24 protein-coding genes are annotated in these 20,862 nt (G+C 72.9%); 14 read left to right on the forward strand and 10 right to left on the reverse strand.

Going from position 1 to position 20,862, the window contains the following annotated elements:
* Nucleotides 1–86 precede the first annotated feature (86 nt).
* Nucleotides 87–1,043, forward strand: a complete 957-nt coding sequence (locus ACZ470_RS26485; protein ID WP_468431091.1) for a DMT family transporter — start codon at nucleotides 87–89, stop codon at nucleotides 1,041–1,043.
* A 101-nt stretch (nucleotides 1,044–1,144) separates the two neighbouring features.
* On the opposite strand, the gene ACZ470_RS26490 is transcribed toward ACZ470_RS26485, so the two are convergent.
* Nucleotides 1,145–1,828, reverse strand: a complete 684-nt coding sequence (locus ACZ470_RS26490) for a pyridoxamine 5'-phosphate oxidase family protein (RefSeq protein ID WP_468431093.1) — start codon at nucleotides 1,826–1,828, stop codon at nucleotides 1,145–1,147.
* Nucleotides 1,829–1,863: 35 nt separating this feature from the next.
* Here ACZ470_RS26490 and ACZ470_RS26495 point away from each other — a divergent pair, with 35 nt between their 5' ends.
* Nucleotides 1,864–3,201: an aminotransferase class I/II-fold pyridoxal phosphate-dependent enzyme gene (locus ACZ470_RS26495; protein ID WP_468431095.1), complete on the forward strand. Its 1,338-nt coding sequence runs from the start codon at nucleotides 1,864–1,866 to the stop codon at nucleotides 3,199–3,201.
* Nucleotides 3,202–3,375: 174 nt separating this feature from the next.
* On the opposite strand, the gene ACZ470_RS26500 is transcribed toward ACZ470_RS26495, so the two are convergent.
* On the reverse strand, nucleotides 3,376–4,326 hold the full coding sequence (locus ACZ470_RS26500) for a DMT family transporter (RefSeq protein ID WP_468431096.1): 951 nt from the start codon (nucleotides 4,324–4,326) through the stop codon (nucleotides 3,376–3,378).
* A 74-nt stretch (nucleotides 4,327–4,400) separates the two neighbouring features.
* Between ACZ470_RS26500 and ACZ470_RS26505 the strand changes: the two genes are divergently transcribed.
* The gene (locus ACZ470_RS26505; protein ID WP_468431098.1) at nucleotides 4,401–5,348 is read left to right on the forward strand and encodes a LysR family transcriptional regulator; all 948 of its coding nucleotides are present in this window, start codon (nucleotides 4,401–4,403) and stop codon (nucleotides 5,346–5,348) included.
* On the opposite strand, the gene ACZ470_RS26510 is transcribed toward ACZ470_RS26505, so the two are convergent.
* Both ACZ470_RS26510 and ACZ470_RS26515 read right to left on the reverse strand, forming a co-directional pair.
* Nucleotides 5,323–5,793, reverse strand: a complete 471-nt coding sequence (locus ACZ470_RS26510; protein ID WP_468431100.1) for a pyridoxamine 5'-phosphate oxidase family protein — start codon at nucleotides 5,791–5,793, stop codon at nucleotides 5,323–5,325. The genes ACZ470_RS26505 and ACZ470_RS26510 overlap by 26 nt on opposite strands.
* A gap of 38 nt (nucleotides 5,794–5,831) precedes the next feature.
* A complete protein-coding gene (locus ACZ470_RS26515) occupies nucleotides 5,832–6,335 on the reverse strand; it encodes a Rieske (2Fe-2S) protein (protein ID WP_468431102.1) in 504 nt (167 codons plus the stop codon).
* Nucleotides 6,336–6,545: 210 nt separating this feature from the next.
* Between ACZ470_RS26515 and ACZ470_RS26520 the strand changes: the two genes are divergently transcribed.
* Nucleotides 6,546–7,310, forward strand: coding sequence for a HipA family kinase (locus ACZ470_RS26520; protein ID WP_468431103.1), 765 nt, complete (start codon nucleotides 6,546–6,548; stop codon nucleotides 7,308–7,310).
* On the forward strand, nucleotides 7,307–7,690 hold the full coding sequence (locus tag ACZ470_RS26525; RefSeq protein ID WP_468431104.1) for a DUF3037 domain-containing protein: 384 nt from the start codon (nucleotides 7,307–7,309) through the stop codon (nucleotides 7,688–7,690). The genes ACZ470_RS26520 and ACZ470_RS26525 overlap by 4 nt, the downstream gene beginning before the upstream one ends.
* Nucleotides 7,691–7,777: 87 nt before the next feature.
* On the opposite strand, the gene ACZ470_RS26530 is transcribed toward ACZ470_RS26525, so the two are convergent.
* A complete protein-coding gene (locus tag ACZ470_RS26530) occupies nucleotides 7,778–8,332 on the reverse strand; it encodes an excalibur calcium-binding protein (protein ID WP_468431106.1) in 555 nt (184 codons plus the stop codon).
* Nucleotides 8,333–8,632: 300 nt separating this feature from the next.
* Here ACZ470_RS26530 and fabG point away from each other — a divergent pair, with 300 nt between their 5' ends.
* The 5 genes from fabG (at nucleotide 8,633) to ACZ470_RS26555 (ending at nucleotide 13,355) form a co-directional block, all read left to right on the forward strand.
* Entirely contained in the window at nucleotides 8,633–9,394 is a 762-nt protein-coding gene (fabG, locus tag ACZ470_RS26535) for a 3-oxoacyl-ACP reductase FabG (protein ID WP_468431107.1), read from the forward strand.
* 14 nt (nucleotides 9,395–9,408) lie between these two features.
* Complete coding sequence (locus ACZ470_RS26540; protein WP_468431109.1) at nucleotides 9,409–10,167, forward strand: SDR family oxidoreductase; 759 nt, start codon at nucleotides 9,409–9,411, stop codon at nucleotides 10,165–10,167.
* Between the two features lie 214 nt (nucleotides 10,168–10,381).
* On the forward strand, nucleotides 10,382–11,968 hold the full coding sequence (locus ACZ470_RS26545; RefSeq protein ID WP_468431110.1) for an ABC transporter substrate-binding protein: 1,587 nt from the start codon (nucleotides 10,382–10,384) through the stop codon (nucleotides 11,966–11,968).
* 90 nt (nucleotides 11,969–12,058) lie between these two features.
* Entirely contained in the window at nucleotides 12,059–12,742 is a 684-nt protein-coding gene (gene ung, locus ACZ470_RS26550) for a uracil-DNA glycosylase (protein WP_468431112.1), read from the forward strand.
* 97 nt (nucleotides 12,743–12,839) lie between these two features.
* Nucleotides 12,840–13,355, forward strand: coding sequence for a hypothetical protein (locus tag ACZ470_RS26555; RefSeq protein WP_468431114.1), 516 nt, complete (start codon nucleotides 12,840–12,842; stop codon nucleotides 13,353–13,355).
* 28 nt (nucleotides 13,356–13,383) lie between these two features.
* Here the strand turns inward: ACZ470_RS26555 and ACZ470_RS26560 are convergent, their stop codons facing one another.
* The 3 genes from ACZ470_RS26560 to ACZ470_RS26570 form a co-directional block, all read right to left on the reverse strand.
* Nucleotides 13,384–13,719 carry a hypothetical protein gene (locus ACZ470_RS26560; protein WP_468431116.1) on the reverse strand — a complete coding sequence of 112 codons (336 nt, stop codon included), beginning with the start codon at nucleotides 13,717–13,719 and terminating at the stop codon, nucleotides 13,384–13,386.
* A gap of 273 nt (nucleotides 13,720–13,992) precedes the next feature.
* Nucleotides 13,993–14,505, reverse strand: coding sequence for a DinB family protein (locus ACZ470_RS26565; RefSeq protein WP_468431118.1), 513 nt, complete (start codon nucleotides 14,503–14,505; stop codon nucleotides 13,993–13,995).
* 30 nt (nucleotides 14,506–14,535) lie between these two features.
* Complete coding sequence (locus ACZ470_RS26570) at nucleotides 14,536–15,138, reverse strand: TetR/AcrR family transcriptional regulator (protein WP_468431120.1); 603 nt, start codon at nucleotides 15,136–15,138, stop codon at nucleotides 14,536–14,538.
* An 84-nt stretch (nucleotides 15,139–15,222) separates the two neighbouring features.
* Between ACZ470_RS26570 and ACZ470_RS26575 the strand changes: the two genes are divergently transcribed.
* Nucleotides 15,223–16,410 carry an FAD-dependent monooxygenase gene (locus ACZ470_RS26575; RefSeq protein WP_468431121.1) on the forward strand — a complete coding sequence of 396 codons (1,188 nt, stop codon included), beginning with the start codon at nucleotides 15,223–15,225 and terminating at the stop codon, nucleotides 16,408–16,410.
* 13 nt (nucleotides 16,411–16,423) lie between these two features.
* The gene (locus ACZ470_RS26580; protein WP_468431123.1) at nucleotides 16,424–17,329 is read left to right on the forward strand and encodes a Gfo/Idh/MocA family protein; all 906 of its coding nucleotides are present in this window, start codon (nucleotides 16,424–16,426) and stop codon (nucleotides 17,327–17,329) included.
* Here the strand turns inward: ACZ470_RS26580 and lnt are convergent.
* Together lnt and ACZ470_RS26590 are read right to left on the reverse strand one after the other, a co-directional pair.
* Nucleotides 17,253–18,818 carry an apolipoprotein N-acyltransferase gene (gene lnt, locus ACZ470_RS26585; RefSeq protein WP_468431124.1) on the reverse strand — a complete coding sequence of 522 codons (1,566 nt, stop codon included), beginning with the start codon at nucleotides 18,816–18,818 and terminating at the stop codon, nucleotides 17,253–17,255. The genes ACZ470_RS26580 and lnt overlap by 77 nt on opposite strands.
* A 70-nt stretch (nucleotides 18,819–18,888) precedes the next feature.
* On the reverse strand, nucleotides 18,889–19,374 hold the full coding sequence (locus ACZ470_RS26590; protein ID WP_468431126.1) for a nuclear transport factor 2 family protein: 486 nt from the start codon (nucleotides 19,372–19,374) through the stop codon (nucleotides 18,889–18,891).
* Nucleotides 19,375–19,468: 94 nt separating this feature from the next.
* Between ACZ470_RS26590 and ACZ470_RS26595 the strand changes: the two genes are divergently transcribed.
* Together ACZ470_RS26595 and ACZ470_RS26600 are read left to right on the forward strand one after the other, a co-directional pair.
* The gene (locus tag ACZ470_RS26595; RefSeq protein WP_468431127.1) at nucleotides 19,469–20,080 is read left to right on the forward strand and encodes a DUF4291 domain-containing protein; all 612 of its coding nucleotides are present in this window, start codon (nucleotides 19,469–19,471) and stop codon (nucleotides 20,078–20,080) included.
* A gap of 36 nt (nucleotides 20,081–20,116) precedes the next feature.
* Entirely contained in the window at nucleotides 20,117–20,857 is a 741-nt protein-coding gene (locus ACZ470_RS26600; protein ID WP_468431129.1) for an SDR family NAD(P)-dependent oxidoreductase, read from the forward strand.
* The last annotated feature ends 5 nt before the right edge of the window (nucleotides 20,858–20,862 follow it).

Consider the following 20,862-nt stretch of genomic DNA (forward strand, 5'->3'; position numbering starts at 1 on the left):
CCCTCTCCGGGCCCGATGCGGGATCCCTTCCCGAACTTCCGCACCCGCGCCGACGCGCGGGGTGCGCGCATCTGCGGAGAGAACACGTGTCGAACGCCGTCTCCGGCCTGCCCGTCGGGCGAGGCCTCCTCTATCTGATCGTCGCCGGTGCCGCCTGGGGCACCGCGGGCGCCGCAGCGTCACTGGTCTACCGGACCAGTGACATGGGGCCCGTCGCCCTGTCCTTCTGGCGCTGCGCCGTCGGCCTCGTCCTGCTGCTCGCCGTCCGGCCGCTGTCCCGCCGGGCCCGGACCGCCGCCCCCGAGCCGCTCGGCCGCCGGGTGGTGCGGGCCGGAGCCACCGGGATCGGGCTCGCGGTCTTCCAGACCGCCTACTTCGCGGCCGTCTCCGCCACGGGACTCGCCGTGGCCACCGTCGTGACCCTCGGCGCCGGACCCGTGCTGATCGCCCTCGGCGCGCGACTGACCATGGGAGAGCGCCTGGGGCGCGGCGGACTGGCCGCCGTCGTGGGCGCGCTCGCCGGACTCGTCGTGCTCGTCCTCGGCGGTGGGGAGGCGACCGTGGACCCGTGGGGCGTACTGCTCGCCCTGGTGTCCGCGGCCGGATACTCGGCGATGACCCTGCTCACCCGCTGGTGGGGACGCGACGGGGGCACGGACTCCTCGGGTACGACCGTCGCGGCGTTCGCCGTCACCAGCCTGGTGCTGCTGCCGTTCGCCGCCGTCGAGGGACTCGTGCCGCACACCGACGCGCCCGGCGTGTTGCTGGGCCTGCTGGCGTACGTCGCCTCCGTGCCGACGGCGCTCGCGTACGGCCTGTACTTCGCCGGCGCGGCCGTGGTGCGTTCGGCGACCGTGTCCGTGATCATGCTGCTCGAGCCGGTGAGCGCGGCGGTCCTCGCGGTCGCCCTGCTCGGCGAACGGCTCACGGTGGCCACCCTCGTCGGCACCCTGCTGATGCTCGGCTCCGTCGCGGGCCTCGCGGTGGGCGAGGCCCGCGAGGCGCGGACCCGCAAGGCGCAGCCGGACGCGCTCCCGGCGTGACGGACCGGGGGCCCTTCCGCGCGGGAGGGCCCCCGGGTCAGGCGGAGCGCTCTCGGTCCTCGCCCTGGAGCGCCGCGGCGCCGGGAATTGTCAGACAGGCCTTAGGGGGTCGCCAAGTAGTCGGGCAGAGTCGTGTCGGGGGACAGGGCGGGGTCGGGGAGGGGGGTGTCGTAGCCCTTGCGGAGAGGGACGATGCCGGCCCAGTGGGGGAGGGAGAGGTCCTCGGGTTCGTCGTTGACGCCGCCGGTGCGGAGCTTGGCGGAGACCTCGTCCAGGTCGAGGCGGATCACCGCGGTGGCGGCCAGCTCCTTCTTGTTGGCCGGCCGGGAGTCGGCGGAGCGCCCCGGTACGACATGGTCGACCAGGGCGTCGAGCGCCTGCCGCTTCTCCTCGGGGTCGGCCACGTCGTACGCCACGCCGTGCACCACCACGGAGCGGTAGTTGATCGAGTGGTGGAAGGCCGAGCGGGCCAGTACCAGTCCGTCGACGTGCGTGACGGTCAGGCAGACCGGGAGGCCGGGATCGGCCTGGCCGGCCGCGCGCAGCGGGCGCGAGCCGGTGGAACCGTGCACGTACAGGCGCTCGCCGACCCGGGCGTAGAGCGTGGGCAGCACCACCGGCGCGCCGTCCCTGACGAAGCCGAGGTGGCAGACGTAACCCTCGTCGAGTATCGCGTGCACCAGGTCCTTGTCGTACGCGGCCCGGTCGGGGGAGCGGGTGGGGACCGTGCGCTCGGTGGGCGGGTAGGTGGCGGCGGGCCGCTGCTGCGGCTGGGTCCCCTGCATGGTGCTCTCCATTGCACTAGTGCATAATTGGCTTTGTGCTAGGAGAGTATCGGATCAGTGGGCGGCGCGCAGCGGAGATTTCCGCGAGCATCGAGCGCGGGGTGGGGGAAGGGGCGCTGCGTCCCGGCGAACTGCTTCCCCCCATGCGGGAGTTGGCGGAGCGGCTCGGAGTGAACCCGAACACCGTCGCGGCCGCGTACCGGACCCTGCGTGAGCGCGGGGTCATCGAGACCGCGGGCCGGCGGGGGAGCCGGGTGCGGTCCAAACCGGCCACCACGGCACGCGATCTCATCCGGGTGGAGGTCCCACCGGGCGTACGGAACCTGTCCGAGGGCAACCCGGATCCCGCGCTGCTCCCGGAACTGGCCGGGGCGTTCGCGGCGGCGGCCGCGCAGGGAGACCGGGAGCCGGTGCTCTACGGGCACGCCCCCGTGGACCCCGAACTGGCGCGGCTGGCGCGCAGCGGAATGGACGCCGACGGTGTTCCCGACGGGCCCGTCGCCGTCACCTCGGGAGCGCTGGACGCCTTGGAGCGGGTACTGGCGGCGCACCTCAAACCCGGGGACGCGGTCGCCGTGGAGGACCCCGGATGGGGCAGTCTGCTGGACCTCGTCCCGGCGCTCGGACTGCGCGTCGTCCCGGTCGGGGTCGACGAGGAGGGCCCGGTCCCCGACGCCGTGGAGCGGGCACTGGCGGGCGGGGCGCGCGCCCTGATCGTCACCGACCGCGCGCAGAACCCGACCGGCGCGGCGCTGAGTGCCGCACGCGCGCGTGCCCTGCGGTCGGTGCTCGACGGTCACCCGGAGACGCTGCTGATCGAGGACGACCACGGTCATCACATCGTCGACCTGCCGCTGCACGCTCTCGCGGGTACGACCCGCAGCTGGGCCTTCGTGCGGTCGGCGGCCAAGGCGTACGGTCCCGACCTGCGGCTGGCGGTGCTCACCGGGGATCCGGTCACCCTCGACCGGGTGCGCGGGCGTCAGCGGCTCGGGCCCGGCTGGGTCAGCATGATCGTCCAGCGCGCGGTGGCCCGGCTGTGGAGCGAGGGCGCGGTGGAGCCGGCGAGGGTGGCCGCGCGGTACGGGGGGCGGCGGGACGCGTTGATCGGGGCGCTGGAGCGGCGGGGGGTCGCGGCGTATGGGCGCAGTGGGATGAACGTGTGGGTGCCTGTGCCGGATGAGACCGGCGCGGTCGCCCGTCTGCTGCACGCGGGGTGGGCGGTGGCGCCCGGCGCCCGCTTCCGGATGAACGCGGCGCCGGGGATTCGAGTGACCGTCTCGACGCTGGGGGAGGGGGAGATCGAGGTTCTGGCTGAGGCGATTGGTGCGGCGGTTGGGCCGGGCGAGGGGGCTGGGCGGACGTATGTCTGAGCTCCCGGGGTGCGGGCTGGGCGAGGGGTGTCGCGCAGCCCGGCGTTTGCGGGGTGCCGCTGCGCCCACCCGTGCCGCCCCAGCGGCACGACTGCCCGCAGCTACGGCGGCTGCGACTGCCCAGCTACGGCGGCTGCGCCAGCCCGCAGCTACGGCGGCTGCGCCGGCCCGCAGTTATGCTGCGGGCTTTTTGGGTCTCACCTGTGTCAGGGCTGCGCCGGCCAGGACGATTGCCGCGCCCACCGGGGTTGACCAGGTCAGGGTTTCGCCCAGGAGGGCGATGCCGGCTGCTGCCGCGATCACCGGGACGAAGTACGTGACCATCTGGCCGGTCGTCGGGCCGACCTCGGCGACTATGCCGTACTGGACGAGCACGGCCAGACCCGTGCCCAGCGTGCCCAGCGCGGCGATCGCCAGCAGCGGTCCGACCGCGAGGCGGGTCGGCATCGTGGTGAACAGCGGGGTCACGACGGCCAGTTGAGCCGTGGCGAGCAGCAACTGGGCGCCGGTCAGGGACAGGTTCGAGTGGCTGCTGCCGGCCAGGGTGCGGCGGACGTAGATCCAGCCGACGGGGTAGCTCAGCGAGGCCAGCAGGGCCAGCGCCGTGCCGCGGGCGTCCAGGCCCTGGAAGCCCTGCCAGGCGCCCAGCACTGTCAGCACCCCGAGGAAGCCCACGCCGAGCCCCGCCACCCGCACCCGGGTCGGCCGGTCCTCGGACAGGGCCACCAGCGACAGCGCCATGCCCCACAGCGGCGAGGTCGCGTTGCAGATGCCGGCCAGCGTGGACGGGATGGTCAGCTCCGCGAAGGCGAACAGCGAGAACGGCAGGGCGTTCAGCAGGAATCCGGCGACCGCGAGATGACCCCAGGTGCGCGCACCGCGCGGCAGCCCCTCCCGCCGTACCGCCATCGCGACCGCCAGGACGGCGGTCCCGAAGGCGAGGCGGCCGAGTGTGACCTGGAAGGGGGCGTAGCCCTGGGTGCCGACCTTGATGAGGAGGAAACTGAACCCCCAGATCAGGGACAGCGCGCCGAAGCGCAGCCGCCAGTCCAGGCGGGGACGCGTGCGTTCCCGGGCGGGGCCGGCCGGGCTCGGCGTGGTGGTGGTCGCGGTGACGCTGCTCATGGACGCAACGATGCTGGACAGCATCTCGTAGCACAATCGAGATTTCGCACGCGGTATCTCGTAGCATCGCTTACATGTTGAACCTGGAGCGCCTGCGCACCCTCGACGCCCTCGCCCGGCACGGCTCGGTCAGCGGCGCGGCCGAGGGACTGCACATCACGACCTCGGCCGTCTCGCAGCAGATGTCCAAGCTGGAGCGCGAGGTCGGCCAGCGGCTGCTGGCCAAGAACGGGCGCGGAGTCCGGCTCACCGACGCGGGCCGGCTGCTCGCCGAGCACGCCGCGCGCATCCTCTCCCAGGTCGAACTCGCCCAGTCCGACCTGGAGGCGCAGCGCGGACAGGTCGCCGGTGAGCTGCGCGTCTCGGCGTTCCCGACCGCCGCGCGGGGACTCTTCCCGGTCGCGCTCGCGGACCTGCGCGAGCGGCACCCCGCGCTGCGCGTGCGCTCCCGCGAGCTGGAACCGGAGCAGGGCATCCGGGGAGTGGTGCGCGGGGACCTCGATCTCGCGGTGGTCCTCGACTGGTACAACAAGCCGATGCCGCTGCCCGACGGCCTGGTCAAGGCGCTCCTGCTCGACGACCCGGCGGACGTGGCGCTCCCGGCCGGCCACCGGCTGGCCGGAAGGGACGAGGTGGACCTCGCCGAGTTCGCCGAGGACGAGTGGATCACCTGGGGCGAGGGCGAGTTCTGCCACGAGTGGCTGATGTTCACGCTGCGCTCCAAGGGTATCGAGCCGATCGTCGCCCACCGCGCAGCCGAGAGCCACACCCAGCTCGGACTGGTCGAGGCGGGGCTCGGCGTCTGCATCGCGCCACTGCTCGGGCGCAACCCGCTGCCCGACGGGGTGGTGACCGTCCCGCTCCGGCAGCGCGTACGACGGCACGTCTTCGTCGTGTGGCGCGCCGACGCCGACCGCCGCCCGTCGATCCGGGCGGCGGTCGAGGCACTGCGGGCGGCGGGGGAGCGCGTCGGGTGGGCGGGGAGCGCCGGCGGCGCTACGGCAATGTCGGGAGCTTCCTGAAGTCCCAGGACACCGTCTTCTCCGGGGTCAGGCGCAGCCAGGCGTGCCGACCGTCGTGGGGCATCTCGTCCAGACCGAAGTTCTTGCGGGCGAACAGGGTCTCGGGGACGTCGAGTTCCGCGCGCAGCTCGCCGGTGCGCGGGATCTCGCCCACGAACTCCACCCGGCCGGACAGCTCGACGCCGCGCAGTTCGCCGTACTCCTCGCCCGTGTCGACCACGATCGCCACCCGCGGGTCCCGGCGCAGGTCCGCCCAGCGCCTGCTGCGCACCACGGAGTACAGCCACAGCGAGGTGCCGTCCCAGGCGAACCAGAGCGTGCTGACGTGCGGCGCGCCGTCGGCGGACACCGTGGCGACCCGGCAGGTGCGCTGGACGGTGAGGAACTCGTCCAGCTCGCCGGGCGTCATCATGATCTTCCGGCCCCGGCGCTGAGTGGCGGTCATACGGCCCTTTCTCTCATGTCGTGCACGGCGCCGTCACCTCAGGCGAGGGTGATCGAGTCCCCGCTGACGGTGATCTCCACGGCGGGCAGCGGTTTGGTCGCCGGGCCGCTCTTCACACTGCCGTCGGCGATGGAGAAGTTGCTGTTGTGACAGGGGCAGTTGATGACTCCGTCGGCGACGCTCTTCACCGCGCACCCCTGGTGGGTGCAGGTCGCCGAGAACGCCTTGAACTCGCCCGCCGTCGGCTGGGTGACGACCACCTTGCGGTCGGCGAATACCTTTCCGCCGCCCTCGGGGATGTCGGCGGTCGCGGCGAGCGGCTCGGCACCGGCGCCGGCGTTCTCGCCGCCGCCCGAACCGCCGCCGCTCGTGCCGCCGTCGTCCGAGGAGCCTCCCCCGGAGCCGGAGTCCGCGGCGGGGCTCGACGAGTCGTCGTCGGAGCCTCCGCACGCGGTCAGCGCGACGGCGAGACCCGCCGCTCCGGCCGCCGCCACGACGGCTCGGCGGGCGGGTCCCGATGCGTACTGGGGCGATGCGGTCATGCCGGTGTGTCCCTTCCGGGTCAGGATGCGTGATCTGGGGAGAGGTACGGTCGGCGGGCCCATGCCGTTCATGCGTTGCGAGCTTGGCCTGCCCGCGGTCGGACGGGCGTAAGTCACAGCTGTCGTTTCCCTGTCGGGCCCCGGGCGCCGTCCGGGCCCTCCCGCCCGGGTCGCCTCCGACGTGCGGCGACGCGCCAGTAGCCTGGGGCGATGCTCAAGGAAGTCATCGCGACCCGATTCATCGCGCCGCTGCGCGAGGGCGGATCGCTGCCGGGACTCGTCGAGGCCGACGACCACGGCACCTACGTGCTGAAGTTCACCGGCGCCGGACAGGGCCGCAAGACGCTGGTCGCCGAGGTCGTCGTCGGGGAACTCGCCCGTCGGCTGGGGCTGCGGGTGCCGCGCCTGGTCACCGTCGAGCTCGACCCCGTGCTGGGGCTCGGCGAGCCCGACCAGGAGGTGCAGCAGCTGCTGAAGTCCAGCGGTGGCACCAACCTCGGCATGGACTTCCTCTCCGGCGCCCTCGGCTTCGACCCGCTCGCCTTCGAGGTGGGCCCCGAGGAGGCCGGGCGGGTCGTCTGGTTCGACGCCCTGGTGAACAACGTCGACCGCTCCTGGCGCAACCCCAACATGCTCCGCTGGCGCGGCGGACTGTGGCTCATCGACCACGGCGCGACCATGATCTGGCACCACAACTGGCCCGGCGCCGAGGCGTCCGCCGCCCGTCCCTACGACGCCTCCGACCACGCCCTGAGATCCTTCGCGCCGGACATCGCCTCCGCCGCCGCGGAACTCGCGCCGCGGGTCACCGAGGAACTGCTCGCCGAGGTCACCGCCGAGGTCCCCGACCTCTGGCTGACCGGGGAGCCGGGCTTCGAGACCCCGGACGAACTCCGGCGGGCCTACGCGCGGCCGCTGATCGCCCGAGCGGCCACCGTCCACCAGCACATCCACGGCCTCGAGGGGGACCAGTGAGCGACCGGCACGTCTTCGAGTACGCGCTGCTGAGGGTCGTACCCCGCATCGAACGCGGGGAGTGCGTCAACGCCGGGGTGCTCGTGTACTGCCGGCCCAAGTCGTTCGTCGCCGCCCGCACCCACCTCGACGAGGCACGGCTGCTGGCCCTCGACCCGAAGGCCGATCTGCCCGGTGTCCGGGCCGCGCTCCGCGCGGTCGAGGGCGTCTGCGCGGGCGGCGACGCGGCGGGGCAGGCGGCGCGGGACGACGCCGGGCGGCGCTTCCGCTGGCTGATCGCCCCCCGGTCCACCATCGTCCAGCCCGGTCCCGTGCACACGGGACTCACCGCCGACCCGGCGGCGGAGGTGGAGCGGCTGCTCGACCTGCTCGTGCGCTGACGTTTCAGTTCGGTCCGGGGGACCCACCTCAAGGGGCACGGGGAACTGCGCGAGCAACCACAGCGGAGCCGCGGCACCCCACGGCGCTCAGGCCCCGCGGCGCCTCACCAGGTAACCCGTCGCGACGACCGCACCGGTCACGAACGTCGCTCCGACGCCCATGTCCCAGCCGCTGGGCCCGGATTCCGACGCGCCGCCCAGTCCGCCCTGCACCCCGCGCGTCGGCGCGACGGAGGCGGGGACCGTGGTCGCGGGCGCGGACGGTGACGTCGGCGCGGTGGTCGGGGTCGCGGTCGCGGTCCGGGTCGGCGTGGCCGTCGTGGGTGACGGCGAGCGGGTCGGCGCGGCGGTGGTGGGCGACGGGGACGGGGGCCGGGTGGGTGCGGGGCTGGACGGCGCGGGCCGGTACGTGGACGAGGTGAGACCGCGCCGGGGCAGCGCCTCGCAGGCCACCCCGTCGTCCGGACCCGGATCCTCGTCGAGCCGGTGCGGATCGCTCCGGTCCGTGTCGAAGAAGACCTGCGCGTCCTCCTGGTACGTGAAGTCGCCGCAGTCCAGGTCCTGGGCGTGAGCGGTGTCGGCCAACGGCACGATCGCGGCGAGCGCGATCAGCGTGCCTATGGCACCGGAGCGACGGTGCATGGAACGCCTCCTTTCCGGCCACGGGTGGCCCGCGCTTCGACGCTAGGGGCCGCCGGGCGCGAGGGCGCGCAGCGCTGGGCCGATCGGGTTCTTCGCACGGGCGCCGGGGGCGGGACGACGACGGCCCGGCACGGGCGGCCGGGAGACTCCCCGCGCGGGGAATGGATCACACACGCGCGGTGTGCCGTTGACACCGGGTGCCAGGGCTTCTAGCGTCACGTCTGCTGAAGGTACTAAGCGGTCGCTCATTGAACGAGTCCGGCCGCAGGAGCCGCATCCCAAGGGCGAGGAGAAGCAGCAATGTCCACCACTGAGCAGCGGGTCGCGGTCGTCACCGGCGCCGCGCGCGGCATCGGGGCCGCCACCGCCGTACGACTGGCCGCCGAGGGCCGCGCGGTCGCCGTGATCGACCTCGACGAGGCAGCCTGCAAGGACACCGTCGACAAGATCACCGCCGCCGGTGGCAAGGCGATCGCGGTCGGCTGCGACGTCTCCGACGAGGCGCAGGTCGAGGCGGCCGTCGCGCGGATCGCCGAGGAGCTGGGCGCGCCGACGATCCTCGTCAACAACGCGGGCGTGCTCCGCGACAACCTGCTGTTCAAGATGAGCGTCTCCGACTGGGACACCGTCATGAACGTGCATCTGCGCGGTGCCTTCCTGATGTCCAAGGCCTGCCAGAAGCACATGGTGGACGCCGGTTTCGGCCGGATCGTCAACCTGTCCTCCTCCTCCGCCCTCGGCAACCGGGGCCAGGTCAACTACTCGGCCGCCAAGGCCGGTCTTCAGGGCTTCACCAAGACCCTCGCCAAGGAGCTCGGCAAGTTCGGCGTCACCGCCAACGCCGTCGCCCCCGGCTTCATCGCCACCGAGATGACCAAGGCCACCGCGGACCGCGTCGGCATGGGCTTCGAGGACTTCAAGGCCGCCGCCGCCACCCAGATCCCGGTCGCCCGGGTCGGTGAGCCCGAGGACATCGCCAACGCGATCGCCTTCTTCACCGGCGAGGCGGCCGGCTTCGTCTCCGGCCAGGTGCTGTACGTCGCCGGCGGACCGCTCGACTAGGGAAGACCGAGGACATGACTTCAGTGGAACTCTCCGGCAAGGTCGCCCTGGTCACCGGCGGCAGCCGAGGCATCGGCTACGGCGTCGCCGAGGCGCTGGTCGCACGCGGCGACCGGGTCTGCATCACCGGACGCAACGAGGACGCCCTCAAGGAGGCCGTCGAGAAGCTCGGCGCCGACCGGGCCGTGTACGTCGCCGGCAAGGCGCACGACGAGGCCCACCAGGCCGTCGCCGTCGAGCGCGTGATGGAGGCGTTCGGCCGCGTCGACTACCTGGTCAACAACGCCGGTACCAACCCGGTGTTCGGGCCGATCGCCGACCTCGACCTGAACGTGGCGCGCAAGGTGTTCGAGACCAACGTGATCTCGGCGCTCGGCTTCGCGCAGAAGACCTGGCACGCCTGGCAGAAGGACAACGGTGGCGCGATCGTCAACATCGCCTCCGTCGCGGGCATCGCGCCCTCCCCGTTCATCGCCGCCTACGGCGTCAGCAAGGCCGCGCTGATCAACCTGACCCAGCAGCTGGCGCACGAGTTCTCGCCCGGCGTGCGGGTCAACGCGATCGCCCCGGCCGTGGTGAAGACCAAGTTCGCGGAGGCGCTGTACGAGGGCCGTGAGGCGGAGGCGGCCGCGGCCTACCCGCTGGGCCGGCTCGGCGTACCGTCCGACATCGGCGGTGCCGCCGCGTTCCTCACCTCGGACCAGTCGGACTGGGTGACCGGTCAGACCCTGGTCGTCGACGGCGGTATCTTCCTCAACGCCGGCGTCGCCTGAGCGCGTCGCCCGCGCGGGGCCACTGTTTCGACCGTCCGGCACGGGCGCCCGTTGACGAAAACGGCGCCCGTGTCGGCGTATCGGGGTCGCGACCGTGGGTGACAACGTAGTCATCGCGAAGTTGATCTCAAGGGCCGTACAGAGGGGGGTCAACGGTGCGAACACTGCGGTAAGGTCTGCCGACCCTTGGGACGGCAGATCGAGGAGCGTGCGCGTGTTCAACCGGAACCGATGCCTGCGGCGGGTGGCGGCCATCGCGTCCATATCGTCCTTGGTGACCGGATGCGGCATCCTGTCGTCCGACACCTCGGACGACGAGGGACCCATCGTCGTGGGCACCACCAGCTCGCCGAGCACGCTGGACCCCGCCGCCTCCTGGGACAGTTCCTGGGAGCTGTTCCGCAACATCTACCAGACCCTGCTGAGTTACCCGGTCGGCGCGACCACCCCCCAGCCGGACGCCGCCAAGAGCTGCGAGTTCTCCGACAGCACCAACCAGGTGTTCCGCTGCGAGCTGCGCGAGGGCCTGACGTTCTCCGACGGCGGCACCCTCGACGCCAAGGCCGTCAAGCACTCCATCGACCGCATCCGGGAGATCAACGTCAACGGCGGCCCGGCCGGTCTGCTGGGCAGCCTCGAACGGGTGCAGGCCCCCAGCGAGCGCGAGGTCGTCTTCTACCTCAACAAGCCGGACGCCACCTTCCCGTTCGTGCTCGCCACCCCCGCGATGTCGATCGTCGACCCCGACGCCTACCCGGCGGACGCCCTGCGCGAGGACGGCGGTGTCCTCGGCTCCGGGCCGTACACCCTCCAGTCCTACGAGGAGGGCAAGGAGGCCGAACTCGCCCGCAACGACCGGTACAAGGGCTTCGCCGAGCGCCGGAACAACGCCGTGACCGTCCGCTACTTCCAGGACTCCGCCACCATGGTCAAGGCGCTGCGGGACGACCAGGTCGACCTGACCTACCGCGGACTGGCGGCGGGCGACATCATCGATCTCCAGGGCAGGACCTCCAAGGAGGAGGAGATCCAGCTGATCGACGGGACCGGGACGGACATCAACTACCTGGTGTTCAACCCGAGGGACCCGTGGGCCGGCAAGAAGGAGGTGCGCCAGGCCATCGCCCAGGTCGTCGACCGCGCGGCGATCGCGCACAAGGTCTACAGGGACACCGTCGACCCGCTGTACTCCATGGTCCCCAAGGGCCTGACCGGCCACACCACCGGCTTCTTCGACGACTACGGCGAGCCCAGCGTCCCCAAGGCCCGGCGGATCCTCACCGGGGCGGGCATCACCGAGCCGGTCCCGCTCACCCTCTGGTACACCACGGACCGCTACGGCTCCGAGACCGCGCTGGAGTTCAAGGAGATCGAACGTCAGCTGGAGGCGTCCAAGCTGTTCGACATCACGCTCAAGAGCCGCCCCTGGAAGACGTACGTCGAGGGCTACCAGAACGGCGAGTACCCGGTCTTCGGGCGTGGCTGGTCCCCCGACTTCCCGGACGCGGACAACTTCATCGCCCCGTTCGTCGGCAAGCAGAACGCGCTCGGCACGCCGTACGAGGCGGACAAGATCACCACCGAGCTGCTGCCCAGCTCCCGCCGGGAGAGCGACCGCGGGAACGTGGTGAAGCAGTTCGAGGAGGCCCAGCAGATCCTCGTCGACGACGCGCGGCTGCTGCCCCTGTGGCAGGGGCGGCAGCACATGGCGGCGAGCCGTGACATCTCGGGGACCGAGCGGGCGCTGGACCCGTCGACCATCATGATGATGTGGGAACTCTCCCGGAAGACCAGCTGGTAGAGCCCGGTACGACCGGCCGCGGGGCCGGTTGTCAGTGGTCGCCTGTAGGTTCTGTGCCCTGGAAGTGACCGCACACGTAAGGACATTGACGTGACCGACATCGCCATGCTGCCCGAGTCCTGGCGCGGGGTTCTGGGCGACGAGCTTCAGCAGCCCTACTTCAAGGAGCTGACCGAGTTCGTCGAGGAGGAGCGGGCGAACGGTCCCGTCTATCCGCCCCGCGAGGAGGTCTTCGCGGCGCTGGACGCCACGCCGTACGACAAGGTGAAGGTCCTGGTCCTCGGCCAGGACCCCTACCACGGCGAGGGCCAGGGGCACGGTCTGTGCTTCTCCGTTCGGCCGGGTGTGCGGATTCCGCCGTCCCTGCGGAACATCTACAAGGAGATGCACGCCGAGCTGGGCACGCCCATCCCGGACAACGGCTATCTGATGCCGTGGGCCGAGCAGGGCGTGCTGCTGCTCAACGCGGTGCTCACGGTCCGCGCCGGCGAGGCCAACTCGCACAAGGGCCGGGGCTGGGAGCTGTTCACCGACGCGGTGATCCGCGCGGTGGCCAACCGCCCCGACCCGGCGGTCTTCGTGCTCTGGGGCAACTACGCGCAGAAGAAGCTGCCGCTGATCGACGAGAGTCGGCACGTGGTGGTCAAGGGGGCGCACCCCTCGCCCCTGTCGGCGAAGAAGTTCTTCGGCTCCCGGCCGTTCACGCAGATCAACGAGGCGGTGGCGGCGCAGGGCCACGAGCCGATCGACTGGACCGTCCCGAACCTGGGCTGAGCCGCCCGCTCCCGCTCCACGGAGCGGCTTGTCCGGTATCGCCCCCGTCTGCGGTTAGCGTCGGGGGCGACAGCCGGCGAGCGGTGCGGAGGACGCGGTGACGGAGCGACAGGAGCAGGCGGCACCGGACGCCGTGCTGACGCGGATCGGTCAGGTCGTGATGCTGCACCACGCGGGGGACCGCGAGGAGGCCCGGCACCGGTTCCTCGGCCTGTGGGCGGAGATCGGCGAGCACGGCGACCCACTGCACCGCTGCACCCTGGCGCACTACCTCGCCGACACCCAGGACGACCCGGGGGACGAACTGGCCTGGGACCTGCGGGCGCTGACAGCGGCCGAGGAGGTCGCGGCCGATCCTCTCGACGCGTACGAGGGTTCCCTGGCCGTGCGCGCCCTCTACCCGTCACTGCACCTGAACCTGGCCGCCGACTACGCCCGGCTCGGCCACCCCGACGCCGCCCGCACGCATCTCCGGCGCGCCCGGGGCGCGGCCCGCTCCCTCGCCGACGACCGCTACGGCGAGGGGGTACGGGCCGCCATCCGGCGGCTGGAGATCCGGCTGGACGAGGGTGAACCCCGCGGGGGCTGGGGACCGCCGAGACAGCGTCCGTAGCACCGGACGCCGTACCGCCCGGACGGGATCAGCGGCCGTACGTCTTCTCGCAGATGGCCGCCTCCTGGCTGCCCGGTTGCCAGCCGCCGTACTGCCTGCCCAGCGCGCAGAGGTCCGCCCCGCCGGACGGGGCACGGCGCGTCGGCTCGGCGGCCTCGGGGAGGTCCGCCGGAGGACGCTGCGCGCTGCCGTTGCCGCCGCTCCCGGGGCGCGGTGCGGGGTCCTGCCCCTTCCGGTCGTCGGACGGGGCGTCCCGCTTCTTCGGGGCGGTCGTGGGAGTGGCGCGGCGCGACGGGGAGGCGGACGTCTTCGGCGGCCGGTCCGGGCCGATCATCTCCAGGGCCTCGCGTGCCGGTGCCTGCACGACCTGGGTCCCGTCCGGTCCGACGGAACGTGGTTCGGACCGCTGCGCCGGTGCCGTCGCCGGTCCGGGGGCGAGGGGACGCTGGACCGTCACACAGCCCGAGAGGGCCGAGACAGCCACGGTCACCAGAAGCGTTGCTGTGGTCGTCGTTCGATGCACTCGCGCCACTCTGCTGGCTCCGGCCCTCCGGGAGAGGGCGGACAGGCACAGCATGCCCCGCACGAGTGATCCCGCGCCCCGTACGGAGGCCCCGGGTGGGCCGCGGGTGACGCGTCAGTCGCCGGTGGCGCCGTCGATCCCCTCGCGGAGCAGATCCGCGTGGCCGTTGTGCCGCGCGTACTCCTCGATCATGTGCGTGTAGATCCAGCGCAGGCTGACACGTTCGCCGGTGCGACCGCGCCGGCCGAGGGAGACGTCGTCCAGGGCGAAACCGGCCGCGTGGCGCCGGGCGACCTCGATCTCGCTCCGCCAGGCGGCGTACGCCTCCCGCCAGGTGTCCGTCCCGGTCGGATGGAACTCGCCGTCCGGGTCGGCCTCGCTGAAGTACAGCGGGCCGGCCTCCTCGTCCGCGAGCACCCGGCGGAACCAGATCCGCTCCACCTCGGCCATGTGCCGGACCAGACCCATCAGGGACAGCTCCGAGGGCGGCACCGACGCCGTGCGCAGCTGCTCGTCGGTCAGCCCCTCGCACTTCCAGGCGAGGGTGCGGCGGTGGTAGTCGAGCCACCCCTCCAGCATGGTGCGCTCGTCGGCGTTTCCCGCGGGTTCGTCGCGCTCGGTCGTCATGGGGTCATCCTGGTCCAGTACCGCCCGTGCTCACCAGGGGTTTTCCGCGCCGAGCAGACCGGCCAGCAGTTCTCCCAGATCCGTGCGCACCTCCGCGAGGCTCGGCACCCGCGCGCTGAAGGAACCGGCCACGCAGGAGAACATCAGCCCGTCCGCCCAGGCGATCAGCGACAGGGAATGCCGGTCCGGGTCCGTCGAGCCCAGCCCGGTGACGAGGGCGGTGAGCTGATCGCGGAAACGGGCGCCGGCCGCGTCGAAGTGCGCCCGCAGTTCGGGGCGGCGGGTGGCCTCCAGGGCCAGTTCGTAGCGGGCGAGGGTCAGCGCCCGGTTGCGGGTCAGCGCGCGGTGGGTGGCCAGCGCCAGGGAGTCCAGCAAGGGGCCGGCGCCGGCCCGCGGGTCCGGCATCTCGTGCAGCGCGAGCACGCGCGCCTCCCGCTCGGCGAGCCGTCGAACCGCCAGCTCCAGCAGCGCCTGGCGGGTGCGCGCCAGATTCGAGGTGGATCCCTGGGGGAGCCCGGCCGCCTCGTCGACCGCCCGGTGGGTCAGCCCGCGCATCCCGCGTTCGGCCAGCAGGGCGAGCGCGGTGTCGGCGATGAGATCGGCACGGGCGGCGCCTGCGGTGCGTACGGACATGGAGGTCAAACTACCCGGCTCACTACGGCTGTAGTACGGTGGAGTCCTGCGGCACTACAGGTGTAGTCGACGCGAGGAGGAGTCATGGCACGGGTCGAGCGGGCGATCGTCATCGGCGGCGGTATCGGCGGCCTCACCGCGGCGGCGGCCCTGCACGGGCGCGGGGTGCGGGTGACGGTGCTGGAGCGGGCCCGCTCACTGGAACCGGTCGGCGCGGCCATCTCGCTGGCCCCCAACGCGCTGCGCGCCCTGGACGTCATCGGCCTCGGCGACGAGGTCCGCGCCCTGTCCGCCTGGCAGGGCGACGGAGGGCTGCGTACGCCGGGCGGACGGTGGCTGTCCCGTACCGACGCGGCCGCGGCGGCCGAGCGCTTCGGCGGCCCCCTCGTCCTGCTGCACCGCGCCACCCTCATCGGCCACCTGGCCGCGCGGCTCCCCTCGGACGCCGTCCGCACCGCCGCCGACGCCCGACTCCTCGATCCCGGTGTCCCCGGCGACGCCCGGCGCCCGGCCCGCGTCGGCACCCCCGACGGGGAACTGGAGGCCGACCTGGTCGTGGCCGCCGACGGCGTCCACTCCGCCGTACGCCGCGTGCTCTTCCCCGGCCACCCCGGCGCCGTGTACGCCGGGTTCACGACCTGGCGGGTCGTGATCCCGCTGCCCGGCGTGGAGTTCGCCTCGCACGAGACCTGGGGACGCGGCCGCCTCTGGGGCACGCACCCGCTCAAGGACGGCCGGATCTACGCCTACGCCGCCGCCGTGGCGCCCGCGGGTGGGCGTGCCGACGACGAGCGCGCCGAACTGCTGCGGCTCTACGGCGACTGGCACACCCCGATTCCCGACGTACTGGCCGCCACCCGCCCCGAGGACGTACTGCGCCACGACGTCCACCACATCGAGGTGCCTCTGACCGCCTTCCACCACGGCCGGGCGGCCCTGGTCGGCGACGCCGCGCACGCCATGCCCCCGAACCTCGGCCAGGGCGGCAACCAGGCCATCGAGGACGCGGTCACCCTCGCCCACCACGTCGACGACCTGCCCGCCTACACGGCGGCCCGGCTGCCGCGCACCACCGCGATCGCCCGCCGGGCGGTGCGGGCGGCCCGCCTCAACCTGATGACCGGCCGCCTCGGCATCGCCGTACGCGACACCGCGCTCGCCGCTCTGTCGAAGGCCGGACCGGCACTCCTCCTGCGCGGCTTCGACGACATCGCCGCCTGGCGCCCGCCGCCGGAGCCGTATGCTTCGCAGACCACGGCAGGCAATGGCTAGAGGAGAACACCCCGTGAAGGTCGGCTGCATCGGACTCGGTGACATCGCGCAGAAGGCCTACCTCCCGGTGCTCGCCCACCAGCCCGGAGTGGAACTGCATCTCCAGACCCGCACCCCCGCGACGCTCGACCGGGTCGCCGACGGCCTCCACCTCCCGCCCGGACAGCGTCACGCGGACCTCGACGCCCTGCTCGCCCAGGACCTCGACGCGGCCTTCGTGCACGCCCCGACCGAGGCCCACCCGGAGATCGTGACCCGGCTCCTCGAGGCGGGCGTACCGACGTACGTGGACAAGCCGCTCGCCTACGAACTCGCCGACTCGGAGCGGCTGGTGGCTCTGGCCGAGGAACGCGGCACCAGCCTCGCCGTCGGCTTCAACCGGCGCTTCGCCCCCGGCTACGTCCAGTGCGCCGACCACCCGCGCGAGCTGATCCTCATGCAGAAGAACCGGATCGGGCTGCCCGAGGAACCGCGCACGATGATCCTCGACGACTTCATCCACGTCGTGGACACCCTGCGCTTCCTGGTGCCCGGCCAGGTCGACGACGTGACCGTGCGCGCCCGCACCGAGGGCGGGCTGCTGCACCATGTGGTGCTCCAGCTCTCCGGGGACGGCTTCACCGCGCTCGGCGTGATGAACAGGCTCAGCGGCTCGGCCGAGGAGATCCTGGAGGTCTCCGGGCAGGACACCAAGCGCCAGGTGGTCAACCTCGCCGAGGTGATCGACCACAAGGGCCAGCCGACCGTGCGCCGGCGCGGGGACTGGGTGCCGGTGTCGCGGCAGCGCGGCATCGAGCAGGCGGTGCTCGCCTTCCTGGACGCGGTCCGCGCGGGCAAGGTGCTCAGTGCCCGGGACGCGCTGGCGACCCATGAGCTGTGCGAGCGGGTGGTGCGGGCCGTCCACGAGCGCCTGGCCTGATCCGCGCAGCCTCGGTGAGGCCCCAGGCCGCGAGGATCACGAGCGCTCCGTACAGCGGCCAGTCGCCGAGGCGGACGTACGGCGTGGTGCCGTGCGCCAGCGGGACCTCGTACACCTGTACGGCGCTGGTGTCCGTGCCGAGCCAGGGGCCGACGCGTCCGCCGCCCGGTCCGTACACGGCGGAGACGCCCGTCAGCGTCGCGTGCACCATCGGGCGGCCGGTCTCGGCGGCCCGCAGCGCGGCCAGCGAGGCGTGCTGCTCGGGCGCCCAGCTCTGCTGGAACGTCGACGTGGAGGACTGGGCGAGCAGCACGTCCGCGCCGTGGTCGGCGAGACGCCGGCTCATGTCGGGGAACGCGGACTCGAAGCACACCATCGGGCCGATCCGCAGCCCGTTCCCCGCGTCCATCACCACCTGCTCCGAGCCGCGCCGACGGTCCTCACCGGCCGCCTTGCCGACGGACGTGGCCCAGCCCAGCAGGGAGCGGGCCGGGATGTACTCACCGAAGGGGACCAGACGCATCTTGTCGTACCGGTCACCGGTGGGGCCGTCCGGGCCGATCAGCACCGAACTCTTGTAGATCCCGGGCTTGTCCGAGCGCCGGGCGTCCACGTTGACCAGGATCTCGGCGTTCGTCTCGCGGGACAGCGCGGCGAGCCGCCCCGCGAGGTCCGGCCGCTCCCCGAGGTCGAAGCCGACGCTGCTCTCGCCCCAGACGATCAGGCCGACGTCCTGCCCGACGAGTTCGCGGGTGAGCTGTTCCTCGCGGTCGAAGCGGCGGTTCGCGCTGTCGGGTCCGGAGACGATCCCCGGCTGCACGAGCGCGATCCGGACCCGGTCGTCGGTGTCGGGCCGGGGCGAGAACACCCAGGCGGCGGAGGTGACGACGGCCGCGGCGAGGAGCCCGGCGACGGCCGCCACCCGGGCCCGCCGGAACGCCACCAGTGCCGCCACGGCCACGTTCAGGACCACCACCAGGAAACTGAGCAGCCATATGCCGCCGACCGACGCCAGCCGCAGCGCGGCCTCCACCTGCCACTGGCTCGCACCGAGGACGCCCCAGGGGCCACCGAGCCCCTGCCAGGAGCGGACGAGCTCGATCGCCAGCCAGCCCGACGGGACCACGACGAGCGCGGCCAGGACCCGGCCCCGCGACGGCCGGCCGCCGAGCAGCCGCCGCACCAGCCACCCCCAGGGCGCCCACAGCGCGCCCAGCAGGGCGGCGATGACGAACGTGAACACGTGCAGGTTCGGCAACAGCCAGTGGTGCATGGCCAGCATGAAGCCGAAACCGCCCCACCAGCCGTCCCAGGCGGCCCGCCTCCCCGTCGGCGCGGACCGGGCCAGCAGGATCCACGGGACCAGGGCGACGTAGGCGAACCACCACAGGGACGGGGCGGGGAAGGCCAGGACGGGCAGGGCTCCCACGACCGCGGCGACGGCGGAGCGCCGCCACGGGGAGGCGAGCAGGTGGCCGAGCGTCTTCATAGGCGCCTCCCTACCCCGTGGTGCCTCCAGTGTGCGTCCCGGAGGTGATCCGGGACAGTGCGACGCCGGGTCAGTTGATCACGGGAGCGGTCCGCCGGTCGGGAAGGCGGCGCCACTTCTCCCGCACGACCACCTCACTCAGCCGCCAGCCGTCGGCCGTTCGCCGCATCGCGAAGGCGCACCGGCCGCCGCACACGAAGTCCGGCTCGGCGGACGCGCCGTCCCGCCCGGTGCGGGCCATCGGATTCACGTAGTCGGCCTGCACCTGGGCCGTGTCGCCGGTGTCCTGCTCCCAGATCCCGAACCGGACCCGCCGGTTGACGATCAGATGCTGCCGCACGGGGAAGCCCCCGAGGCTCTCCGCGAGCCATCCGGCCACCGTCCGGGCGTTCCCCTCGATGCCGCCGGCCGAGCGGTAGTCCGCCCGCCCGTCCGGAGTGAACAGCCCCCGGTACGTATCCCAGTCGCCGTCGTCGACGGCCACCGCGTACTCGGTGACGAGCCCGTCCACGGCCAGCCGGTCCCTCACGGTCGCGAGCTCCACACGCTGCGTCATCGGCTCAGTGTTGGCCATGGGACGTGCCCAGCCAAGGGGGCGTGCGCGGATATTCGGTGGCCGTCGACGTACCGCGGGGCCGAGTCTGGACGCCGTGAACGATCAGCAGGCCGAGGTCCGCCCGAAGTTCGAGGTGCGCGCCCGCCACACCGAGTCCACCGTCACCGTCTACCAGGCCTACCGCCCGAAGATCGGCCGCGCCGCGGCCCGCCACGGCCGCTTCACGTCGTCCTGGAGCCGGGAGCGCATGACCTGGATCAAGCCCTCGTTCCTGTGGATGATGTACCGCTGCGGGTGGGGGACGAAGAAGGACCAGGAGACCGTGCTGGCCGTGGAGATCAGCCGGGAAGGGTTCGAGTGGGCCCTGCGGAACGCGTGTCTCTCGCATTACGTGCCCGTGCTGCACGGGGACCCGGAGACGTGGAAGAGCGAGCTGCGGAAGGCGCCCGCGCGGGTGCAGTGGGACCCGGAGCGGGATCTGCGTCTCAGCCCGCTGGCGTACCGCTCGTTGCAGCTGGGGCTCGCGGGGGAGGCCTCCGCGCGGTACGCGGACGAGTGGATCGTGGGGATCGAGGACGTGACGCCGCTGGCCACGGAGATCCATGCCCTGGTGCGGGAGGGGGAGCTCGAGCGTGCGGCCGGGCTGCTGCCCGAGGAGCGGCCCTACCCCCTCGACGACGAGGTGCTCGCGCATCTGCGAGCCTGAGGATCTTCGTCCCGCGCTCTTCGCCTGGAGGTACTCATGAAGCGTCTCGTCACGGTGGTCACCGGTGGCAGCCGGGGGATCGGTGCCGCGACCTGTATGCGGCTCGCGGCGGAGGGGCACGACGTGGTGGTGAACTACGTCCGGGACTCCGCGGCCGCCGAGGACGTGGCGGAGGGGGTGCGGGCCGCCGGGGCGCGGGCCGTGACCGTGCGCGCGGACACCTCCGTCGAGGCGGACGTCGACCGGCTCTTCGAGGTGGCGGAGCGGGAGCTGGGGCCGTTGACCGGGCTGGTGAACAACGCGGCGGTGACGGGGCCGCTGGGGCGGTTCACCGAGGTCGGCACGGACGTCCTGAGACGGGTCGTCGACGTGAACCTCATCGGGACCCTGCTGTGTTCGCGGCGGGCCGCACAGCTCATGACCCCACGGGGCGAGGGAGTGATCGTGAACATCTCCTCGGGCGCCGCCACCCTGGGCAGTCCCGGCGAGTACGTCCACTACGCGGCGACCAAGGCCGCCGTGGACACGCTGACGCTGGGGCTGGCCAAGGAGCTCGGCCCGGACGGTGTCCGGGTCAACGGGGTGGCCCCGGGGGTGATCGACACGGAGATGCACGCAGCCATGGGCGCCCCGGACCGGGCCCGGCAGGTCGCGGGGACCGTTCCGCTGCGGCGGGCGGGGCGGGCCGAGGAGATCGCGGCGGCCGTGGCGTGGCTGATGTCGCCGGACGCCTCGTACGCCACGGGGGCGGTGCTGAGAGTCGCGGGAGGGCGCTGAGCCGG

Source organism: Streptomyces sp. NPDC031111 (assembly GCF_055570675.1).